Consider the following 17065-nt stretch of genomic DNA (forward strand, 5'->3'; position numbering starts at 1 on the left):
GCAAATTCGGTCATCCACTCTCCCATGCGGGGAGAGGGTTAGGGTGAGGGGCTTACCTTTACGGATGGAGGAAATGAGAGGTCCGGACAAACACAAAACGGAGCGTGCCCGCGGTTTGCGCAGGGTGGAAAATGATGCGGAGGAGGCTTTGTGGTTTGAGCTTCGTGCGCGTCGTCTCAATGGCTTCAAATTTCTCCGGCAATTACCGATCGGCCCATATTTTGCAGATTTCGCATGCAGACAGGCCGGGCTCGTCGTTGAAGTTGACGGTAGTCAGCATGCAAACAGCGGCCATGATGCAAAGCGGGACGCTTACATGGTGACCAACGGCTGGAGTGTTGTTCGTTTTTGGAATGGGTGTGTTCTTCAGGATCGCGAGCGCGTATTGGAGACCATCGTGGAAATCGTTGAAAACCGGCTGGTCCAGGAGGTCAGGTCATTTGATCTCACTTTTGTCCCAGCCCAAAGGCTAATCGACGACGCCCAATAAAATGGATCAAGCTTGAGCAACCCTCAAATTCGAATGAGGACGGCGCGCGATCCTAAGAGTTTTTTGAACATTGCCGTTCTTCGTAACGGCACCCACGGAGTACACATTGGCAACCTTACCTGTTGAAAAAATGCGCGAGCTGGAGCGCCGGTTTTCCGAGATCGAGGCGCGCATGGCCGAGGGGCCGGCGGCGGACGTCTATGTGAAGCTGGCGTCGGAATATTCCGAGCTGCAGCCGGTGGTGACGAAGATCAGGCTGTATGAGAAGGCGCAGGCCGAGCTTGCCGACGTCAGCATGCTTTTGACCGCCAAGGATACCGACCGCGAGATGCGCGATCTGGCCGACATGGAAAAGCCTGACATCGAGGAGCGCATCGAAAAGCTTGAGCAGGAGATGCAGATCCTGCTTCTGCCCAAGGATGCGGCCGACGAAAAGAGCGCCATCCTGGAAATCCGTGCCGGCACCGGCGGTTCGGAAGCAGCGCTTTTTGCCGGCGATCTCTTCCGGATGTATGAGCGCTACGCAGCTGGTAAGGGCTGGAAGGTCGAGGTGCTTTCGGCCAGCGATGGCGATGCCGGCGGTTTTAAGGAAATCATTGCGACGGTGACCGGGCGCGGGGTGTTTTCCAAGCTGAAATTCGAATCCGGCGTGCACCGGGTGCAGCGCGTTCCCGATACGGAAACGCAGGGACGTATTCACACGTCGGCGGCCACAGTCGCCGTTCTACCTGAGGCCGAGGACATCGACATCGAAATCCGCCAGGAAGACATCCGCATCGACACGATGCGCTCGTCGGGTGCCGGTGGCCAGCACGTCAACACGACGGACTCGGCTGTTCGTATCACCCATATGCCGTCCGGCATCGTCGTCACGAGTTCAGAAAAATCGCAGCACCAGAACCGCGCCAAGGCGATGCAGGTGCTGCGCTCGCGGCTCTATGACATGGAGCGGCAGAAGGCCGATAGCGAACGATCGGCATCGCGCAAGAGCCAGGTCGGTTCGGGCGATCGCTCGGAACGCATCCGCACCTATAATTTTCCGCAGGGGCGCGTCACCGACCACCGTATCAACCTGACGCTCTACAAGATCGACCGGATGATGATGGGCGAGATCGACGAGGTGGTCGATGCGCTTTTGGCCGACTATCAGGCCGATCAGCTGGCGCAGCTCGGCGAGGTCAAGGGATGACCGATACGCTGGACAGCCTGTTTGCTGAGGCACGATCCCGATTTCTGCAGGCCCATATCGGCGAGGCGGCGCTCGATGCGCGCGTGCTGATATCCGGCCTGCTCGACCTGCCGGCGGTGGCGTTCATGACGCGCGGCGCCGAGATCGTTTCGGACAAGGACGCCCAGCGCATTCGCGATGCGATTGCGCGGCGCGCGGCGCACGAGCCGGTTCACCGCATCCTCGGGAGCCGCGAATTCTATGGCCTGACGCTCGGCCTGTCGGAGGACACGCTGGAGCCGCGGCCGGATTCGGAGATGATCGTCGAGGGGCTCATTCCCTTTGCGCAGAAATTCGTGGCGGAGAAGGGCTCCTGCCACCTGATTGATCTTGGAACCGGCACCGGGGCAATCTGCCTGGCGCTGTTGAGTGCCGTTCCGGAAGCAACCGGCGTCGGGTCCGACCTATCCGCAGGTGCTGTGGAGATGGCGCATGCCAATGCCGTGCGCAACGGTCTCGGTGAGCGGTTCTCGGCCGTGGAAAGCGACTGGTTTTCGGGGATTGTCGGCAAGTTCGACATCATCGTGTCAAATCCGCCCTATATACGGACTGATGTGGTTGCATCCTTGGCACCGGAAGTGCGCGATCATGATCCGGCGCTGGCGCTTGATGGCGGTGCCGACGGTCTGGACGCCTATCGCACCATCGCCGCGCATGCCGCGCGTCATCTTGCCGACGATGGCATCGTTGGGGTCGAGATCGGTTACGACCAGCTGCAGGTCGTCGGGCAACTTTTCGAAGGCGAGGGCTTCCGGGTGATCGACCGGGTGCGCGACCTTGGCGGGAACGACCGGGCCATCCTGTTCTCCTTCGGCAACAAAGCCCTGTAAACCGGCCTATAATGGACTGTTCTTTTTCTAAAACCTGAAGAAAAGGCTTGGAATCACACGGGAAGCGGGCTAGGTTGCGAGCTACGCACTGGGCAGAAGGTCAGAGACCAGAGGTTAGTTCCGGTCAGACCTGCCGCAGGATTGCTCTCACAAAAGAGTTGCTAAGGTTGGACAGTGCCTGGTGCGGGTACCTGTTAATTTGACTTTAACCAGCGACGGTACCGTCAAAAGGCGGTTGGGTCGCGGCGCGTGTCTGCTTGATCCGGAATCCCTTGATAAGGAATTTCTGGCAAGCCGCGAAGCCACAAGATCATCAATATCAAGAGAATCCAGGTGAGTGAACGATGAGGCCAGGACAGCAGAACAAGCGCGGCCGTGGGCGTAACAACAACAATACCAGCAGCAACAACAATAGTGGCGGCGGTGGTAACAACAACAATAACAATCATAACCGGAAGGGTTCCAACCCGCTCACCCGGACCTATGACAGCTCTGGCCCGGACGTGAAGATCCGCGGTACCGCCCAGCACATCGCCGAGAAATACTCGACGCTCGCGCGCGACGCGCAGAGCTCCGGTGACCGTGTCGTGGCTGAAAACTACCTGCAGCACGCCGAGCACTACAACCGCATCATCGCAGCCGCCCAGGCGCAGATGCAGGAACGCTTTCAGCGGGACGACCGTGGCGAATTCAACGATCGCAACGAGTTCCAGGATCGCGACGGCAACGAGCGCGACGACGATATGGACCAGGGCGACAACGACGAGAATTCCGTTGGCCAGGACCAGCAGCTCGAGCAGGAGCGCCATCACCAGCAGGCCGAGCGCCAGCAGCGGCGCCAGCCGGAAGGTGAGCGTCAGCAGCGCCAGCAGCCGGAAGGCGAGCGCCAACAGCCGCAGCCCGAACAGCAGGACCGCCAGCGCCAGCCCGACCAGGAGCGTCCGCGCCAGGATCGCCAGCGCCAGCAGGACCGTCCGCGTCCGCCGCGCCCCGAACGCACCGAGCAGCCCCGCGCCGAGCAGGCACAGGCGCGTCAGGACCTCGCTCCGCAGCCCGTCATCGACGGCTCCGGCCCGCAGCCGATCATCGAAGGCACGCCTGTTGAGGTTGCGCTGGAGGAGGAGGCACCCACTGGCCGCGCTCCGACACGCCGCCGCACCGCTCCGCGTCCGCGCCGCCAGCCACGCCGTGGCGAAGCCGGTGGCGACGAAGCAGCAGCAGCCGGCGAAGCCGGTGGCGATCAGGGCGGCGATGCGCCGGCTCTGGAACCCGCCGCGACGGAGTAATCCGCAAGAGGCTGCCGCAAGGCGGGTTTTGCAAGACCATGTTGAAGAACCCGGTTCGCTTTGCGGCCGGGTTTTTTGTTGGTGCGATCTGGCATAAATACGGACATGACGCGACGGGGTGGATGAGAGGACGCTTGAATGGATGGCTGGACTTTGCACTGGCTGGAGGCCTCAGGTTATTTGTCCGGCTATCGCGCTGACATTACCGCCGCGTTCGAACAGGCTTACCGGACTGTTTCGGCGATGCTGCAGCCGCCGCGGCTTGATGTTCTCATCCAGCGGCTTGCCGGTGAAACCATCCCTGAAATGGGTCTTGTCGGGCGGGCCTATCGTAGCACGATGTTCTCGATGACGGTTGATATGGACAACCCGAATTTCATCCGCAGTCTCAGCGACGGTGCGCTTCACCGGCAGATCGTCCATGAAGTGCATCATTGCATGCGCATGGCGGGACCCGGCTATGGCTATACACTGGGCGAAGCGTTGGTCAGCGAGGGACTTGCAGGACAGTTTGTGCGGCATCTCATGGGCGCGCAACCGGAACCATGGGAATGCGCCGTGACGCCGCAGGTACTGCAGGCCGCTCTCCCCGGAGCCGAGGAGCTTGCATCGTTTCACTACGACCATAGTGGCTGGTTCTTCGGCACGGGCGCGCGTCCGCGCTGGCTCGGTTACACGCTGGGATACCAGATTGCCGGGCGTTGGCTGGCCAGAGCCGGGCAGATCGATGCCGCCACGTGGGTGAATGTTCCGGCGGAGATTGTGCTGGCCGTGGGGCTGGAGCGGTGCGCACAAGATTCCTAATCCTGCGCCCGTGCAACTGGTCCTCAGGCGGCGATGCCGTGCATGATCAGTGCGGCGAGATTGGCAGATGCGGTGTTTTCGCCGATGCGGCCGCGGATGAGTTCGCGTGCCATGGTTTCGGCAGCGCCGGCGAGACCGACGCAGCGTAATCGCAGGTCATCCGGTGGCAGGGTCGAGAAACGGGCAAGTGCCGCGGCGATGATGGCGACATAATCGTCGGCAAGCGTCTGCTGGACGGCATCCATCTGCGCATTGCCGCGCAACGCTCCCGACATGGCCAGCCATTCGGGACCGCTTTCGAGCGCACAACCGATATAGGCGGAGCTGATAACGTCGGCAATTGCGGGAAGGGTTGGCGGCGCCTTTTCGAGCCCCGCCTTCAACTTTCCTACATGACGCGCTTCGATTTCTTCCGACAGGGCGATCAGCAGGCCTTCACGGGTGCCGAAATGCTCATAGGCGATCGGCTTGCTGACGCCTGCGCGCTCGGCCAGATGGCCGAGCGTCAAGGCATCGGCGCCGCATTCGCGCAGGATGTCCCGGGCTGTGTCAAGCAGTTGCGTCCGCCGCTCCGGCTTGGGGAGTTTGCGCACTTCCGGCTTCGCCATCGATCATCATCCCCATTTTCTTGCTATCGACCGGTCGGCCCCTTGAAAGCGGCATTTCACCTATTACCTACTAGTAGTAACTTACTAATAGTAGCATCGGTAAAGCGCTGATGTCATTGTCCTAGGAGATAAGACCATGTCGAGCAAATTAAACCCTGTCCTGATCATCGGCGGCTCCGGTGTCGTCGGAAGCTGGACGGCAAGGACCATTCGCAAGCTGCATCCCGATCTGCCGCTTGCTATCGGCGGCCGGGACCTTGCCAAGGCAGAGGCGGTTGCAAGGGACATTGGTGGGGCGACGGGTATCAAGGTCGATCTCGACCGGCCGGACCTGGGGCATTCTGGCGATCAGGCGTTCAGCGCAGTTGCGGTATTCGTCAAGGACGACAAGTTGTCCTCGATGCGCTATGCGCAACATCACCGTATTCCGTATATCAGCATTTCCAGCGGCACGTTCGAAATCGGGCCGGAGGTGGCGCAATATATCCATGCGCCGGACCGGGCGCCGATCCTGCTCGCGAGCCATTGGCTGGCGGGCGCGGCGATCTTTCCGGTGCTAGAGTTTGCCAAGAGTTTTCAACAGGTCGACGCGATCCGCATCGGCGTTCTGCTCGATGAGCAGGATATGGGCGGACCTGCAGCGCTGGCCGACTACAATCGCATCACCGGTGCTGCCCCCGCCTCGCTGACGGTGAAAGATGGCAGGATGCACTGGGTGAGTGGCGACGAAGCCAAGGCACGGTATGTCAGTGTCGATGGCGTCGAACTGGAGGCGCAGGCCTATTCGCCCTTCGACATCATGGCGCTTGCCGCCAGTACCGGTGCCAAGGGGATCCGGCTCGATCTTGCCTATAGCCAATCCGCCAGCCGCCGCCGCGGTGAACCCTTTTCGACGGAAATCGCCATCGAGATCGAGGGGCACGGGGCGGACGGTCAACACCGGCTGGACCGCCACGAAATCGTCCATTCGCAGGGACAGGCGCCGCTGACGGCGCTGGGCGTTGCGCTGGCTGTGGAACGGCTGCTCGGTCTTGCGGGCGGAGACGCGCCAAAGGCCGGCCTCTACCTGCCGGAGGTGCTGATCGATCCCGCTTACTTTGTCCGCCGCATGAAAGAGTTCGGAACGTCATTTGAGAACAAAAAGGTTGCGGTCTAACTGCAGTCCCTCGCCTTCGAGTGCGGCGCGGGGCAGACCGCTGGCAAAGCCATTTTTCGTTGTGGGCAGGTCACTAGGAAAACGAATGGGCGGCCAAAACCTCCGTCATTCCTGTGCTTGTCACAGGAATCCAGCCGCCCAAGTCCTTGAGCTGAAAGAGCCTTTTGACCCGACGGACGTCGGGTCGCTGGATCCCCGCCACGAGGGCGAGGATAACGGAGGGTGGATGTCCGTTTCCTCAAATCATCGGTTTTAGAGTTTGTCAGCAGGAAACCCTCGCCGGTGAGCGCGGCGAGGGTTTTGTCTCTTCGGGGGTTTTTCCGACCGGTGCAGCCACTATATTCGAGGCATGGAAGCATCTGATACCGACACGTTTCGCAAGATCATCATCAGCACATTTCCGGAGCTTGCCGCGTCGCAGTTCGAGCTGGAGACGGCGGGCTGGGATTCGGTGGCCGTCGATGTCGACGACCGGCTGATCTTCAAGTTTCCCCGCCATGCCGTGACCGAAAAGGCATTGCTGCGCGAGGCGCAGCTATTGGCCGTGATCCGGCCGCGGATTTCGATGCCGGTTCCCGATCTGCGCATCATCAGTGGCCCGCCGCTGTTTTCGGTGCATGAGAAGCTGAAGGGCGTGCATCTGCTCACTGCCGATTACGATCGCCTGCCGGAGGCCGCGCGGCAGCGGCTGGGCGAGATGCTGGGGCGGTTTTATGCCGAGCTTCACGGGCTGGACGAGGCAAAGATGCTGGCGGCCGGGGCGGGGCCGGTTGCGCAGTGGCAGCCGGTGGCGGCGATGCGGGAACGGGCACTGCCCATGTTGACGGCGGACACCCGGCAGAAGGCCGAAGCCGCGATCGACGTCTTCGAGCAATTGCCGCCTGATCCCTATGGCACGACCTACGGCTTCTTCGATGGCCACGGCTGGAACATGGCGTTCGACCACGCGAACCAGCGATTGACCGGCATGTACGATTTTGCCGATTCCGGCTTTGCGCCCGTGCATCAGGAGTTCATCTATGCGCGCTTCGTTTCAGCCGATCTGACCGAACGGATCATCGCGTCCTATGAAACACGGACGGGCCGGGCGATCGACCGGCAGCGGGTGGATATTCTGACTGCGGCTCACCGTCTGTCCGAACTGGCGGAGCTCACGGACAATCCCGAGCATGTGGACATCATGATCGACAGCGTCGAAAACTGGGCGCGGTCGACGGCTTTGTGAGCCTCCCGGCGAAATCGGCGGCCAAGGCGTTAAACGCTCTTTAATTTCGAAAATCCCGGCCCCATATTCACTGCAAGCGGCCGGTCCTGTGCAATGCAGGGTCCCGTCAATACGGGCTTGCCTTTTCAGGGAGCTCCATTCCAACTGTCGGCAGTGCCACGTGTGGGCTGACCGATTACCGGAGGTTGACTTATGAATATCGAAAAATACTCCGAGCGCGTGCGCGGTTTTCTGCAATCGGCTCAGACCTATGCGCTGGCCGAGGGCCATCCGCAATTCGTTCCCGAGCATGTGCTGAAAGTCCTGCTTGATGACGATCAGGGCATGGCGGCATCGCTGATCGAGCGGGCCGGCGCCAGCGCCAAGGACGCAAAGCTCGCCAATGACATTGCGATTGCCAAGCTGCCGAAGGTTTCGGGCGGCAATGGTTCTATCTCGCTGTCGCAGCCGCTTGCCAAGGTTTTTACCACGGCCGAAGAGGCTGCCAAGAAGGCGGGCGACAGCTTCGTCACCGTCGAACGGCTGCTGCAGGCGCTGATCATCGAGACCTCCGCTGTCACGTCCGGCATCCTGTCGAAGGCAGGGCTGACGGCGTCCAAGCTCAATCAGGTGATCAACGAGATCCGCAAGGGCCGCACCGCCGATGGCGCTAATGCCGAAGCCGGTTTTGACGCCCTGAAGAAGTATGCACGTGACCTGACGGCCGATGCCCGCGACGGCAAGCTCGACCCGGTGATCGGCCGCGACGATGAAATTCGCCGCACCATCCAGGTCCTGTCGCGCCGCACCAAGAACAACCCGGTCCTGATCGGTGAACCCGGCGTTGGCAAGACGGCGATCGCCGAAGGCCTGGCCTTGCGCATCATCAATGGCGACGTGCCGGAAAGCCTCAAAGACAAGAAGTTGATGGCGCTCGACATGGGCTCGCTGATCGCAGGGGCTAAATTTCGCGGCGAATTCGAAGAGCGGCTGAAGGCCATTCTGTCCGAAGTCCAGGCGGAAGCGGGCGACATCATCCTGTTCATCGACGAGATGCACACGCTGGTCGGGGCCGGCAAGGCGGATGGGGCGATGGATGCGTCCAACCTCCTGAAGCCTGCGCTGGCGCGCGGCGAACTGCATTGCGTCGGCGCCACCACGCTCGACGAGTACCGCAAGCATGTGGAAAAGGACGCAGCCCTTGCCCGCCGGTTCCAGCCTGTCATGGTCAACGAGCCGAATGTCGAAGACACGATCTCGATCCTGCGCGGACTGAAGGAGAAGTACGAACAGCATCACAAGGTGCGGATCTCGGATTCGGCGCTGGTGGCGGCGGCGACCCTGTCGAACCGCTATATCACCGACCGGTTCCTGCCCGACAAGGCGATCGACCTGATGGACGAAGCCGCATCGCGGCTGCGCATGCAGGTGGATTCAAAGCCGGAAGAGCTGGACGAACTCGATCGCCGCATCATGCAGCTGAAGATCGAGCGCGAGGCGTTGAAAAAGGAAACCGACCGCGCCTCGAAGGACCGGCTGGACAAGCTGGAACTCGATCTCACCGGGCTCGAGGAGCAGGCCGATGCGCTGACGGCGCGCTGGCAGGCGGAAAAATCGAAGCTCGGTCTGGCTGCCGACTTGAAGAAGCAGCTGGAAGAGGCGCGCAACGAACTGGCCGCCGCACAGCGCAAGGGTGAATTCCAGCGCGCCGGCGAGCTTGCCTATGGGGTGATCCCGAAGCTCGAAAAGGAGCTGGAGGTTTCCGAAAGCCAGGATTCGTCGGCGCTCGACCCGATGGTGCAGGAAGTCGTGACGCCGGACAATATCGCCCATGTCGTCTCCCGCTGGACCGGTATTCCGGTGGAAAAGATGCTCGAAGGCCAGCGCGACAAGCTGTTGCGCATGGAAGACGAGCTGTCGCAATGGGTGGTTGGCCAGGGTGATGCGGTTCAGGCCGTGTCGCGTGCGGTTCGCCGTTCGCGTGCCGGTCTGCAGGATCCTAACCGTCCGATCGGTTCGTTCATCTTCCTCGGCCCGACCGGCGTCGGCAAGACGGAGCTGACCAAGGCTTTGGCACGCTTCCTGTTTGACGACGATACGGCGCTGGTGCGCATGGATATGTCGGAATATATGGAGAAGCACTCCGTCTCCCGGTTGATCGGTGCACCTCCGGGCTATGTCGGCTACGAGGAAGGCGGAGCCTTGACCGAGGCGGTGCGGCGCAAGCCCTACCAGGTCGTGCTGTTCGACGAGATCGAAAAGGCGCATCCGGACGTGTTCAACGTGCTGCTGCAGGTTCTCGATGACGGCCGCCTGACCGATGGTCAGGGCCGCACCGTCGATTTCCGCAACACGATGATCATCATGACCTCCAATCTCGGGGCAGAATACCTCGTCGGGCTTGGCGAAAACGATGACAGCGACATGGTGCGCGATCAGGTGATGGACGTGGTGCGCGGACATTTCCGGCCGGAGTTCCTGAACCGGGTCGACGAGATCATCCTGTTCCACCGCCTGAAGCGCGGCGAGATGGGGGCGATCGTCGATATCCAGCTGACGCGCCTGCGCCAGCTGCTGACCGATCGCAAGATCACGCTCGAACTCGACGACGAGGCACGCGCCTTCCTCGCCGACCGGGGCTACGATCCGGCCTATGGTGCGCGTCCGCTGAAGCGGGCCATCCAGAAATACGTCCAGGACCCGCTCGCCGAGCAGATCCTGCAGGGTAATTTCCCGGATGGTTCGACGATCAAGGCCTTCGCCGGCTCGGATCGCCTGAACTTCAAGCTTCGGGACGGTGGCGAAAAGGCCGCGGCCTGATCCAAGATATAAGAGAAAGGCCGTCCTTCGGGGCGGCCTTTTTCGTTTGGGATGATATGATGGGGGAGAGGGACAAATGAGAAAACCGGTATTGTTCGGCGCTGATTACAGCGTCTATGTGCGCGCAGCCCGTCTGGTTCTTCATGAAAAGGGTATCGACTACGATCTGGTGCCGGTCGATGTCTTTGCCGAGGGTGGACCGCCAAAATCCCATCTTGCCCGGCAACCTTTCGGCCGCATTCCGGCCTTCGAGCATGACGGGTTTGAACTCTACGAGGCCGCCGCGATTACCCGTTATATCGATGAAGCCTTTGAAGGCCCCAATCTCCAGCCCGCCGAGCCGCAAAGCCGCGCCCGCGTCAACCAGATCATCAGCATTGCCGACGGATACATCTATCCTGTGCTCGTCTGGGGAGTGTATATCGAGCAGGTGTCGAAGCCTGCGCGTGGTGAACCGAGCGATGAGACGCAGCTTGTGGCATCCCTTGCCAAGGCGCCGGTCATCCTGAAAGCGCTTGCCGATCTGATGAGCGACGGCCCGTGGCTTGGCGGCGCGGCTCTGACGCTCGCCGACCTGCATGCCGCACCGATGATCGATTATTTCGCCAAGGCTCCGGAAGGCCTGCCGATGCTCGTCCGGCATGGTAATCTCATGGGATGGTGGTTGCGGATGCAGGAGCGGGCGAGCATGCGGCAGACGGAGCCGGTGGGGTAGGGGAGACGGATGAGCAATATCGTACAAACCGAGGCCATTTTTCGGCCAGAGATTGTCATGCCCAGCAAATTGAAGCTAGGCGACCGTATCCGTTTCGTCTCGCCAGCCAGTGTGCCGGATCGCGACGAGATTGTCGCCCGCGTCCGCTTTCTGGAAGAGCTTGGTTTTCAAGTGGATTTCGGCTCGCACGCCTTTCACCGCCATGGTTTTCTGGCCGGAACGGACGACGAGCGGCTCGACGATCTGAATTCCGCACTGCGCGACCCGGATATTCGCGCAATCTTTGCGACGCGCGGTGGCAAGGGAGCGTACCGGATTGCTGACAGGCTTGATTTTGATGCCGTACGGCTTGATCCCAAACTCTTGGTCGGCTTCAGCGATATCACCATTCTGCATCTGATGCTTTTGCGCCAATGCGGGGTAGCGGGAATCCACGGCGCGCTTTTCCGCGATGGCGATGGCGGTGCGGATCTTGAAAACCGGGATACTCTTGTGAAGATGCTGATGGAGGCGGGTCGTATAATCATTCCGTCGCGAACAACCGAGCCGACGGCTAGCCTGACAACCAAAGGCAAGGCGAAAGGTGTGGTTGTCGGTGGAAATCTTGACCTGATTGTCACGGCCGCAGGCTGGGCGCTGCCGGACATGACCGGAACTATTCTGTTGCTGGAAGCGATCGATTGTTATCCGGGGCGGGTCGATCGTGCGCTAACCATGCTGCGCAAGGCCGGTCATCTCGATGGCGTTGCGGGTGTGGCGGTCGGGCAGTTCATGATGGTGGAGCCCTCACGCGGCGCGGTGATCATCGACATCGTGCGGGATCACCTGGACGTGCTGGGTGTCCCGGTGCTGGGCGGATTGCCGATTGGACATGGAGAACGTCCGGTCAGCCTGCCGATCGGCAGAATGGCGGAGCTTGATGCGGATTTGGGAATTCTGACAGCCGACTATTGAACAGATGGCCGACCGCCCCGAAATTGCGGAGCGCCCATGCGGTGCTGCAACGTCCGGCAGACATTCATCGCCTGTCTCGCTATTGCTGAGCTGCGCTCACAAGCGCATCCTGAAAGGGGCGGCTAATGCCGGCAGGCCTTTGCGCCTATATCCCTCCTGGCAGGCCAGCGCGGCCGTCGTTCCAACAGCCATGCAAGGATGAACCATTGAAAACGTCTGGATATGCCGCAACCGATGCGAACGTTCCGTTGCAACCCTTTTGGTTCGATCGCCGGGCCTTGCGTCCCGGGGATGTCGGCATCGATATCCTCTATTGCGGGGTCTGCCATACGGATCTGCATATGGCGCGTAACGATTGGGGCTTTTCCGTCTATCCGCTGGTGCCGGGCCACGAAATCGTCGGCCGGGTTTCCTCGATCGGCAGTGGCGTCTCGCGTTTCAAGGTCGGCGACAATGTCGCCATCGGCACGATGGTCGACAGTTGCCTGGACTGCGACCAGTGCCGCCGCAACGAAGAACAGATGTGCCGCAAGGGCGTTACCATCACCTATAACGGCCAGGACCGGGTGAACGGCGACATCACCTATGGCGGCTATTCGAACTATATCGTTGCCCGCGAGGAATTCGTGTTGCGGGTACCGGACGGGCTGGACCTGTCACGGGCCGGGCCGCTGCTCTGTGCCGGGATCACCACCTATTCGCCGCTGCGCAACTGGAATGTCGGGCCGGGCAGCCGGGTTGGCGTCATCGGACTGGGCGGTCTGGGGCATCTGGCGGTCAAGTTCGCGTCGGCGCTCGGTGCTGAGGTCACCGTGCTTACCCGCTCCGAAGGCAAGATCGGCACGGCGCGCGACCTCGGTGCCGATCATGTGGTGCTTTCCACCTCTGGCGAACAGATGGCAGCGGCGGCTTACGCCTTCGACATCATCATTGACACCGTGCCCTACGAGCATGATCTTAGCCCTTACATCGATCTTCTCGACGCCGACGGCACGCTGGTGATTGCCGGATCGCTGGTCGATACCCCGGCATTCAGCAATCTGCGCCTTCTCATGGGGCGCCGCAGGATTGCCGGGACGCCCAGCGGTGGTCTGAAGCAAACCCAGGAAATGCTGGATTTCTGCGCCCGCAAGAACATCCTGCCGGAATGCGAGATGATCTCGATCGCCGATATCGGCAAGGCGTTCGAGCGGCTCGAGCGCGGCGACGTGCGCTACCGGTTCGTCATCGATATGGCGACGCTGCCCGCCGGTCAGGCCGCCTGAACCGGGGGCTGGCGGCTGTTCGAGCGCAGCGCCTCGATAAAGGCGGCAAGGGCTGGCGGCATTTGCCGCCGGCTCGGATAATAGATGGAATAGCCGGTAAACGGCTTGCAGAATGCGTCCAATACCCTGACCAGCCGGCCGCTGCGCAGATGTTCCTCGACGACATCCTCGAACAGATAGACGAGGCCCGTGCCTGAAAGGGCCGCCGCCAGCATCATTTCGAGATCGTTGACCACCAGGCTGCCGTTGACGCGGACATCGACATCGCGCCCATCCACCTCGAACTCCCAGGCATAGGGCGCGCCGGCCGAGGACATGTGGTAGTTGACGCAATCATGGTCGACGAGGTCCTTCAGGGTCACAGGCGGCGGACGGCGGGCGAAATAGGACGGTGCGGCGACGATGGCTGCCCGCAATTGCGGGCCGACCCGGACGCCGATCATGTCCTTGTCGATCCGCTCGCCGAAGCGGATGCCCGCATCGAAGCGCGACGCAACGATGTCGTCGAGCCGGTCGCTGATGATCAGTTCAACCCGGATATCGGGGTAGTCCTGGCGGAAGCGCGGCAGCATCGGTGCCACCAGCGACAACGCGGCGTGTTTGCCTGTGGTGATCCGCACCGTGCCCGAGGGCTTTTCCCGCCATTCACCAAGCGCCAGCAGTCCCCGGCCGATATCCTCAAGGGCAGGACGGAGCGTCAGAAGCAACCGCTCGCCCGCATCCGTCGTCGAGACGCTGCGGGTGGTGCGCGCCAACAGCCGCACGCCGAGGCGGTCTTCGAGAAGCCGCATCATATGGCTGAGGCCGGACGGCGAGATTCCGAGACGGGCGGCGGCGCGGGTAAAACTGCGCTCCTCGGCAACAATGGCAAAGGCGGCGAGGTCGTCCAGATCATGGCGTTTCATTTTTGACCAGCCTTCATCAATGGAGCGTGATTGTGCCGCGTTTTCTATCTATGATGGTTTTACCACTGCTTCAACGGCAGACGGCGCGTCTGCGTCCGTCTTGGCGGCCGAACTGGAAGAGCGACGCAACAGAGGTCGTACCCGCAAGGCGGGGGGGAGATATGTTTTGCTGGAAGTGGGATGAAACGCGCAACGGGCAGTGAGGAAAACCAGCCCTACTGCACCGCGGCTACTTCGGCGCTGCCATTGTCCTTGGCCAGCAGTTCGTCGATGCGGCCGCGTTCCTTGTCGAACTGGGCGAGCGCCTGGCCATCAAGCGACTTGCCGCCGGGCAGGCGGATGCGCAAGGGATCGACGCGGTTGCCGTTGACGATCAGCTCGTAATGCAGATGCGGTCCGGTCGACAGGCCGGTGGTGCCGACCCAGCCGATCACCTGGCCTTGGACCACTTTCGAGCCGACGCTGACATTTTTGGCGATGGCGCTCTGGTGGTTGTAGGACGAGACATAGCCATTGGCATGCCGGATCAGTGTCTGGTTGCCATAACCGCCGGAATCCCACCCGGCCTTTTCAACGATGCCGTTGCCCGCCGCAATGATCGGCGTGCCGCGGGGGGCCGCCCAATCGACACCGGTATGCATGCGCGAAAAGCCGAGGATCGGATGGCGGCGCATGCCGAAGCCGGAGCGGAACGTGCCGTTCGGAACCGGGTTGCGCAGCAGGAACTGGCGGATGCTCTTGCCCTGCTCGTTGTAATAATCGATCGAATTGTCGTCGGGATCCTGGAACCGGTAGAAACGTGTCTCGGCATCGCCGAACTTGGCATTGACGTAGAGCAGTTCTGAATCGTCGGTTGCCTTGCCGCTGTTGTCGGCGACTGAAAAGAACGCCTCGAGACGGTCGGTCGGCTTCAACTGCGCCTGGAAATCGACATTGCTGGCCAAGAGCTTGATGATCTGGGCGATCATCGTCGAATTCATGCCGTAGGAGAGGGCGGCGCGATAGACGCCATCATAGACGCGCGGCAGGTCACGGCCGGCGTTGATCACCGGGGTTCCGTTGTCGTCAAAGGCACTGGCAACGGCTGCCAGTTGCGGCGGCTCGTAAGCCTTGACGAAATTGCCCTTGTCGTCCAGCGCCATGGTAAAGACATGGGCGCCGCGCGTATAGACGGTGGCACGCACGACCTTGGCCTCTTCGTTCTCGCCCTTCTGGATAATGCCGATGCGAAGCACGTCGCCGTCCTGCAGATCCGTCGCGTTCAGTGCCGGCCGCAGATAGCCGGCGAGATCCTCGGCCTGGGCTTTTCCATATCCGGCATTGATCAGAACGGCGGCGATCGGCGTTGCCCGGCGCACCGGAATGACGTCGTCGGCATATTCGGTTGTCTGGTCGGTGATCGTCTCGAAGGCGGAGACCGTCATGTTCTCCTCGACCACCCGCGCCGACAGGCCCTGGATCAAGTCGAGATCGGAGGCATCCGAGGCAAAGCGGCGCGGATCGACATAGAAGAGGGAGGCAAGCTGGGTATTGCCGTCGGTCAGCACCGAACCATTGGTTCGGACATTTTCCTCGACTTCATCCATCGACATTGAGGGCGCGAACGTCAGCGTCGATCCCTTCAGCGGAAAATCCACCGTCTTCAGCGCCACTTCGGATTCAACATCGGAGCCATAGAGCGTCCCGGTCCGGCTGACCGGCGGCGGCGCATCCGCGTCGTCGCTGGAAAAGATCGCCAGCGGATCGAAGGAGGGATATTTTTCAGCCGGCTGGTGGTTGGCGGCCAGCGTCATCTTCACATGCGCGAAAGGTTGACGGCGAACCACTTCCTTCTCACCATCATGGGTCATGGTCGAGACTTCCATGATGGTGCGGTCGGACGGCTTGGCGACAATGCTGGGGCTTAAGATACGGTCGCCGCGCTTGGCAGCGGCTGTCGGCTGCGAGCCGCGGACGGACGGGTCCATCGCGGCATAGGCTTCGGCGGGAATGGCCAGCTGCTGGCGCCCGTCCAGGGCTGCAAACAAAGCAACGCCCATCAGAAGGCTGGAGGTAATGCCGGTCAGAAAGGTGCCCGAAAGCCAGCGCAGGGAAATCTCGCGCCGGTCGGGGGCCCTGCGTCCATCCGCAAGGATCGGCGGCTCGTTGCCGAGCGACCGTATCATGGTCTTGTCCGTGATCATGCCAATCGAGCGGGGTCCCTGGTTACGCGCCGTTTCTTATTATGGTCCGGGTAATGTTGTGCGAAGATGTGCATCTTTCATGCCCCCAAGTCAAACAGAACGGCCATCACTCTATAAGGGCTCCTCTATTGACAGAGAGAGCCGTCAAAACGCAGTTGCGAAATGCTGATTAGAGCGCCAATTGTGAAGAAGTGAGGGCGGGATTGTGTTTTCGGTTCTATACAAAGGCTTATCCCGATTGTCGCAATGCAGCAAAGCCTTACGGTGCAGGGCTTTGTCAAAAAACTGTCATTTTTTTCAAAAACGCTGTTGACTATGAAGGATTGGTGGGACTATAAACCGCTCACCAACGAGGGCGGCGGCGCTGCTGGCGACCGACGAACTCGCTCTGAAGTTTCTTACGAAAGTTTGGTGCGGATTGTGGGTTTAGGCGGGAACGCTGAGGCTCTCGGGGTTAAGGTTTTCGACAGGGTTTCCTGTCTGTTTTTTGACAATTGGATAGAGAGAAAGAGAAACGTGGGCGGCGGATGTTCGCAACTGGATTAAGTTCCGGTTTTAAGTCGACAATGGCGGTCACGTTTCTATGAGAAGTTACATCGTTCTTGCTTTAGCATCTT

15 protein-coding genes are annotated in these 17065 nt (G+C 61.0%); 12 read left to right on the forward strand and 3 right to left on the reverse strand.

Annotated elements, in window-relative coordinates:
- Window positions 1–73: 73 nt before the first annotated feature.
- The 5 genes from ACP7E0_RS32620 (at window position 74) to ACP7E0_RS32640 (ending at window position 4638) form a co-directional block, all read left to right on the forward strand.
- Window positions 74–490: an endonuclease domain-containing protein gene (locus tag ACP7E0_RS32620; RefSeq protein WP_426131226.1), complete on the forward strand. Its 417-nt coding sequence runs from the start codon at window positions 74–76 to the stop codon at window positions 488–490.
- A gap of 106 nt (window positions 491–596) precedes the next feature.
- Entirely contained in the window at window positions 597–1679 is a 1083-nt protein-coding gene (prfA, locus tag ACP7E0_RS32625) for a peptide chain release factor 1 (protein ID WP_426131228.1), read from the forward strand.
- Entirely contained in the window at window positions 1676–2548 is an 873-nt protein-coding gene (gene prmC, locus ACP7E0_RS32630; RefSeq protein WP_426131229.1) for a peptide chain release factor N(5)-glutamine methyltransferase, read from the forward strand. Before prfA ends, prmC begins: the two co-directional genes overlap by 4 nt.
- A gap of 344 nt (window positions 2549–2892) precedes the next feature.
- Window positions 2893–3834 carry a DUF4167 domain-containing protein gene (locus tag ACP7E0_RS32635; RefSeq protein ID WP_426131231.1) on the forward strand — a complete coding sequence of 314 codons (942 nt, stop codon included), beginning with the start codon at window positions 2893–2895 and terminating at the stop codon, window positions 3832–3834.
- A 138-nt stretch (window positions 3835–3972) separates the two neighbouring features.
- Window positions 3973–4638 carry a DUF2268 domain-containing putative Zn-dependent protease gene (locus tag ACP7E0_RS32640; RefSeq protein ID WP_426131233.1) on the forward strand — a complete coding sequence of 222 codons (666 nt, stop codon included), beginning with the start codon at window positions 3973–3975 and terminating at the stop codon, window positions 4636–4638.
- A gap of 23 nt (window positions 4639–4661) precedes the next feature.
- Here ACP7E0_RS32640 and ACP7E0_RS32645 read toward each other — a convergent pair whose 3' ends face one another.
- Window positions 4662–5246, reverse strand: a complete 585-nt coding sequence (locus ACP7E0_RS32645) for a TetR/AcrR family transcriptional regulator (protein WP_426131235.1) — start codon at window positions 5244–5246, stop codon at window positions 4662–4664.
- Window positions 5247–5382: 136 nt separating this feature from the next.
- On the opposite strand from ACP7E0_RS32645, the gene ACP7E0_RS32650 reads away from it, so the two are divergent.
- The 6 genes from ACP7E0_RS32650 (at window position 5383) to ACP7E0_RS32675 (ending at window position 13360) form a co-directional block, all read left to right on the forward strand.
- The gene (locus ACP7E0_RS32650) at window positions 5383–6402 is read left to right on the forward strand and encodes an NAD(P)-dependent oxidoreductase (protein ID WP_426131237.1); all 1020 of its coding nucleotides are present in this window, start codon (window positions 5383–5385) and stop codon (window positions 6400–6402) included.
- A gap of 349 nt (window positions 6403–6751) precedes the next feature.
- Window positions 6752–7627 (forward strand): phosphotransferase family protein, encoded by an 876-nt coding sequence (locus ACP7E0_RS32655; RefSeq protein ID WP_426131239.1) that lies wholly within the window; start codon window positions 6752–6754, stop codon window positions 7625–7627.
- Between the two features lie 192 nt (window positions 7628–7819).
- Window positions 7820–10426, forward strand: coding sequence for an ATP-dependent chaperone ClpB (gene clpB, locus ACP7E0_RS32660; RefSeq protein ID WP_426131240.1), 2607 nt, complete (start codon window positions 7820–7822; stop codon window positions 10424–10426).
- Between the two features lie 76 nt (window positions 10427–10502).
- On the forward strand, window positions 10503–11141 hold the full coding sequence (locus ACP7E0_RS32665; protein WP_426131241.1) for a glutathione S-transferase family protein: 639 nt from the start codon (window positions 10503–10505) through the stop codon (window positions 11139–11141).
- Window positions 11142–11198: 57 nt separating this feature from the next.
- Window positions 11199–12095: a S66 peptidase family protein gene (locus tag ACP7E0_RS32670; RefSeq protein ID WP_426131243.1), complete on the forward strand. Its 897-nt coding sequence runs from the start codon at window positions 11199–11201 to the stop codon at window positions 12093–12095.
- Window positions 12096–12301: 206 nt separating this feature from the next.
- Window positions 12302–13360 carry an NAD(P)-dependent alcohol dehydrogenase gene (locus tag ACP7E0_RS32675; protein WP_426131245.1) on the forward strand — a complete coding sequence of 353 codons (1059 nt, stop codon included), beginning with the start codon at window positions 12302–12304 and terminating at the stop codon, window positions 13358–13360.
- Here the strand turns inward: ACP7E0_RS32675 and ACP7E0_RS32680 are convergent.
- Together ACP7E0_RS32680 and ACP7E0_RS32685 are read right to left on the reverse strand one after the other, a co-directional pair.
- On the reverse strand, window positions 13348–14265 hold the full coding sequence (locus tag ACP7E0_RS32680) for a LysR family transcriptional regulator (RefSeq protein ID WP_426131247.1): 918 nt from the start codon (window positions 14263–14265) through the stop codon (window positions 13348–13350). The genes ACP7E0_RS32675 and ACP7E0_RS32680 overlap by 13 nt on opposite strands.
- 215 nt (window positions 14266–14480) lie before the next feature.
- Window positions 14481–16448, reverse strand: coding sequence for a M23 family metallopeptidase (locus ACP7E0_RS32685; RefSeq protein ID WP_426131249.1), 1968 nt, complete (start codon window positions 16446–16448; stop codon window positions 14481–14483).
- A gap of 246 nt (window positions 16449–16694) precedes the next feature.
- Between ACP7E0_RS32685 and ACP7E0_RS32690 the strand changes: the two genes are divergently transcribed.
- Window positions 16695–16994 (forward strand): hypothetical protein, encoded by a 300-nt coding sequence (locus ACP7E0_RS32690; RefSeq protein WP_426131251.1) that lies wholly within the window; start codon window positions 16695–16697, stop codon window positions 16992–16994.
- Window positions 16995–17065 lie beyond the last annotated feature (71 nt).

The sequence above is a fragment of the Pararhizobium sp. PWRC1-1 genome (assembly GCF_049897905.1).
In the GTDB taxonomy this organism is placed as follows: domain Bacteria; phylum Pseudomonadota; class Alphaproteobacteria; order Rhizobiales; family Rhizobiaceae; genus Pararhizobium.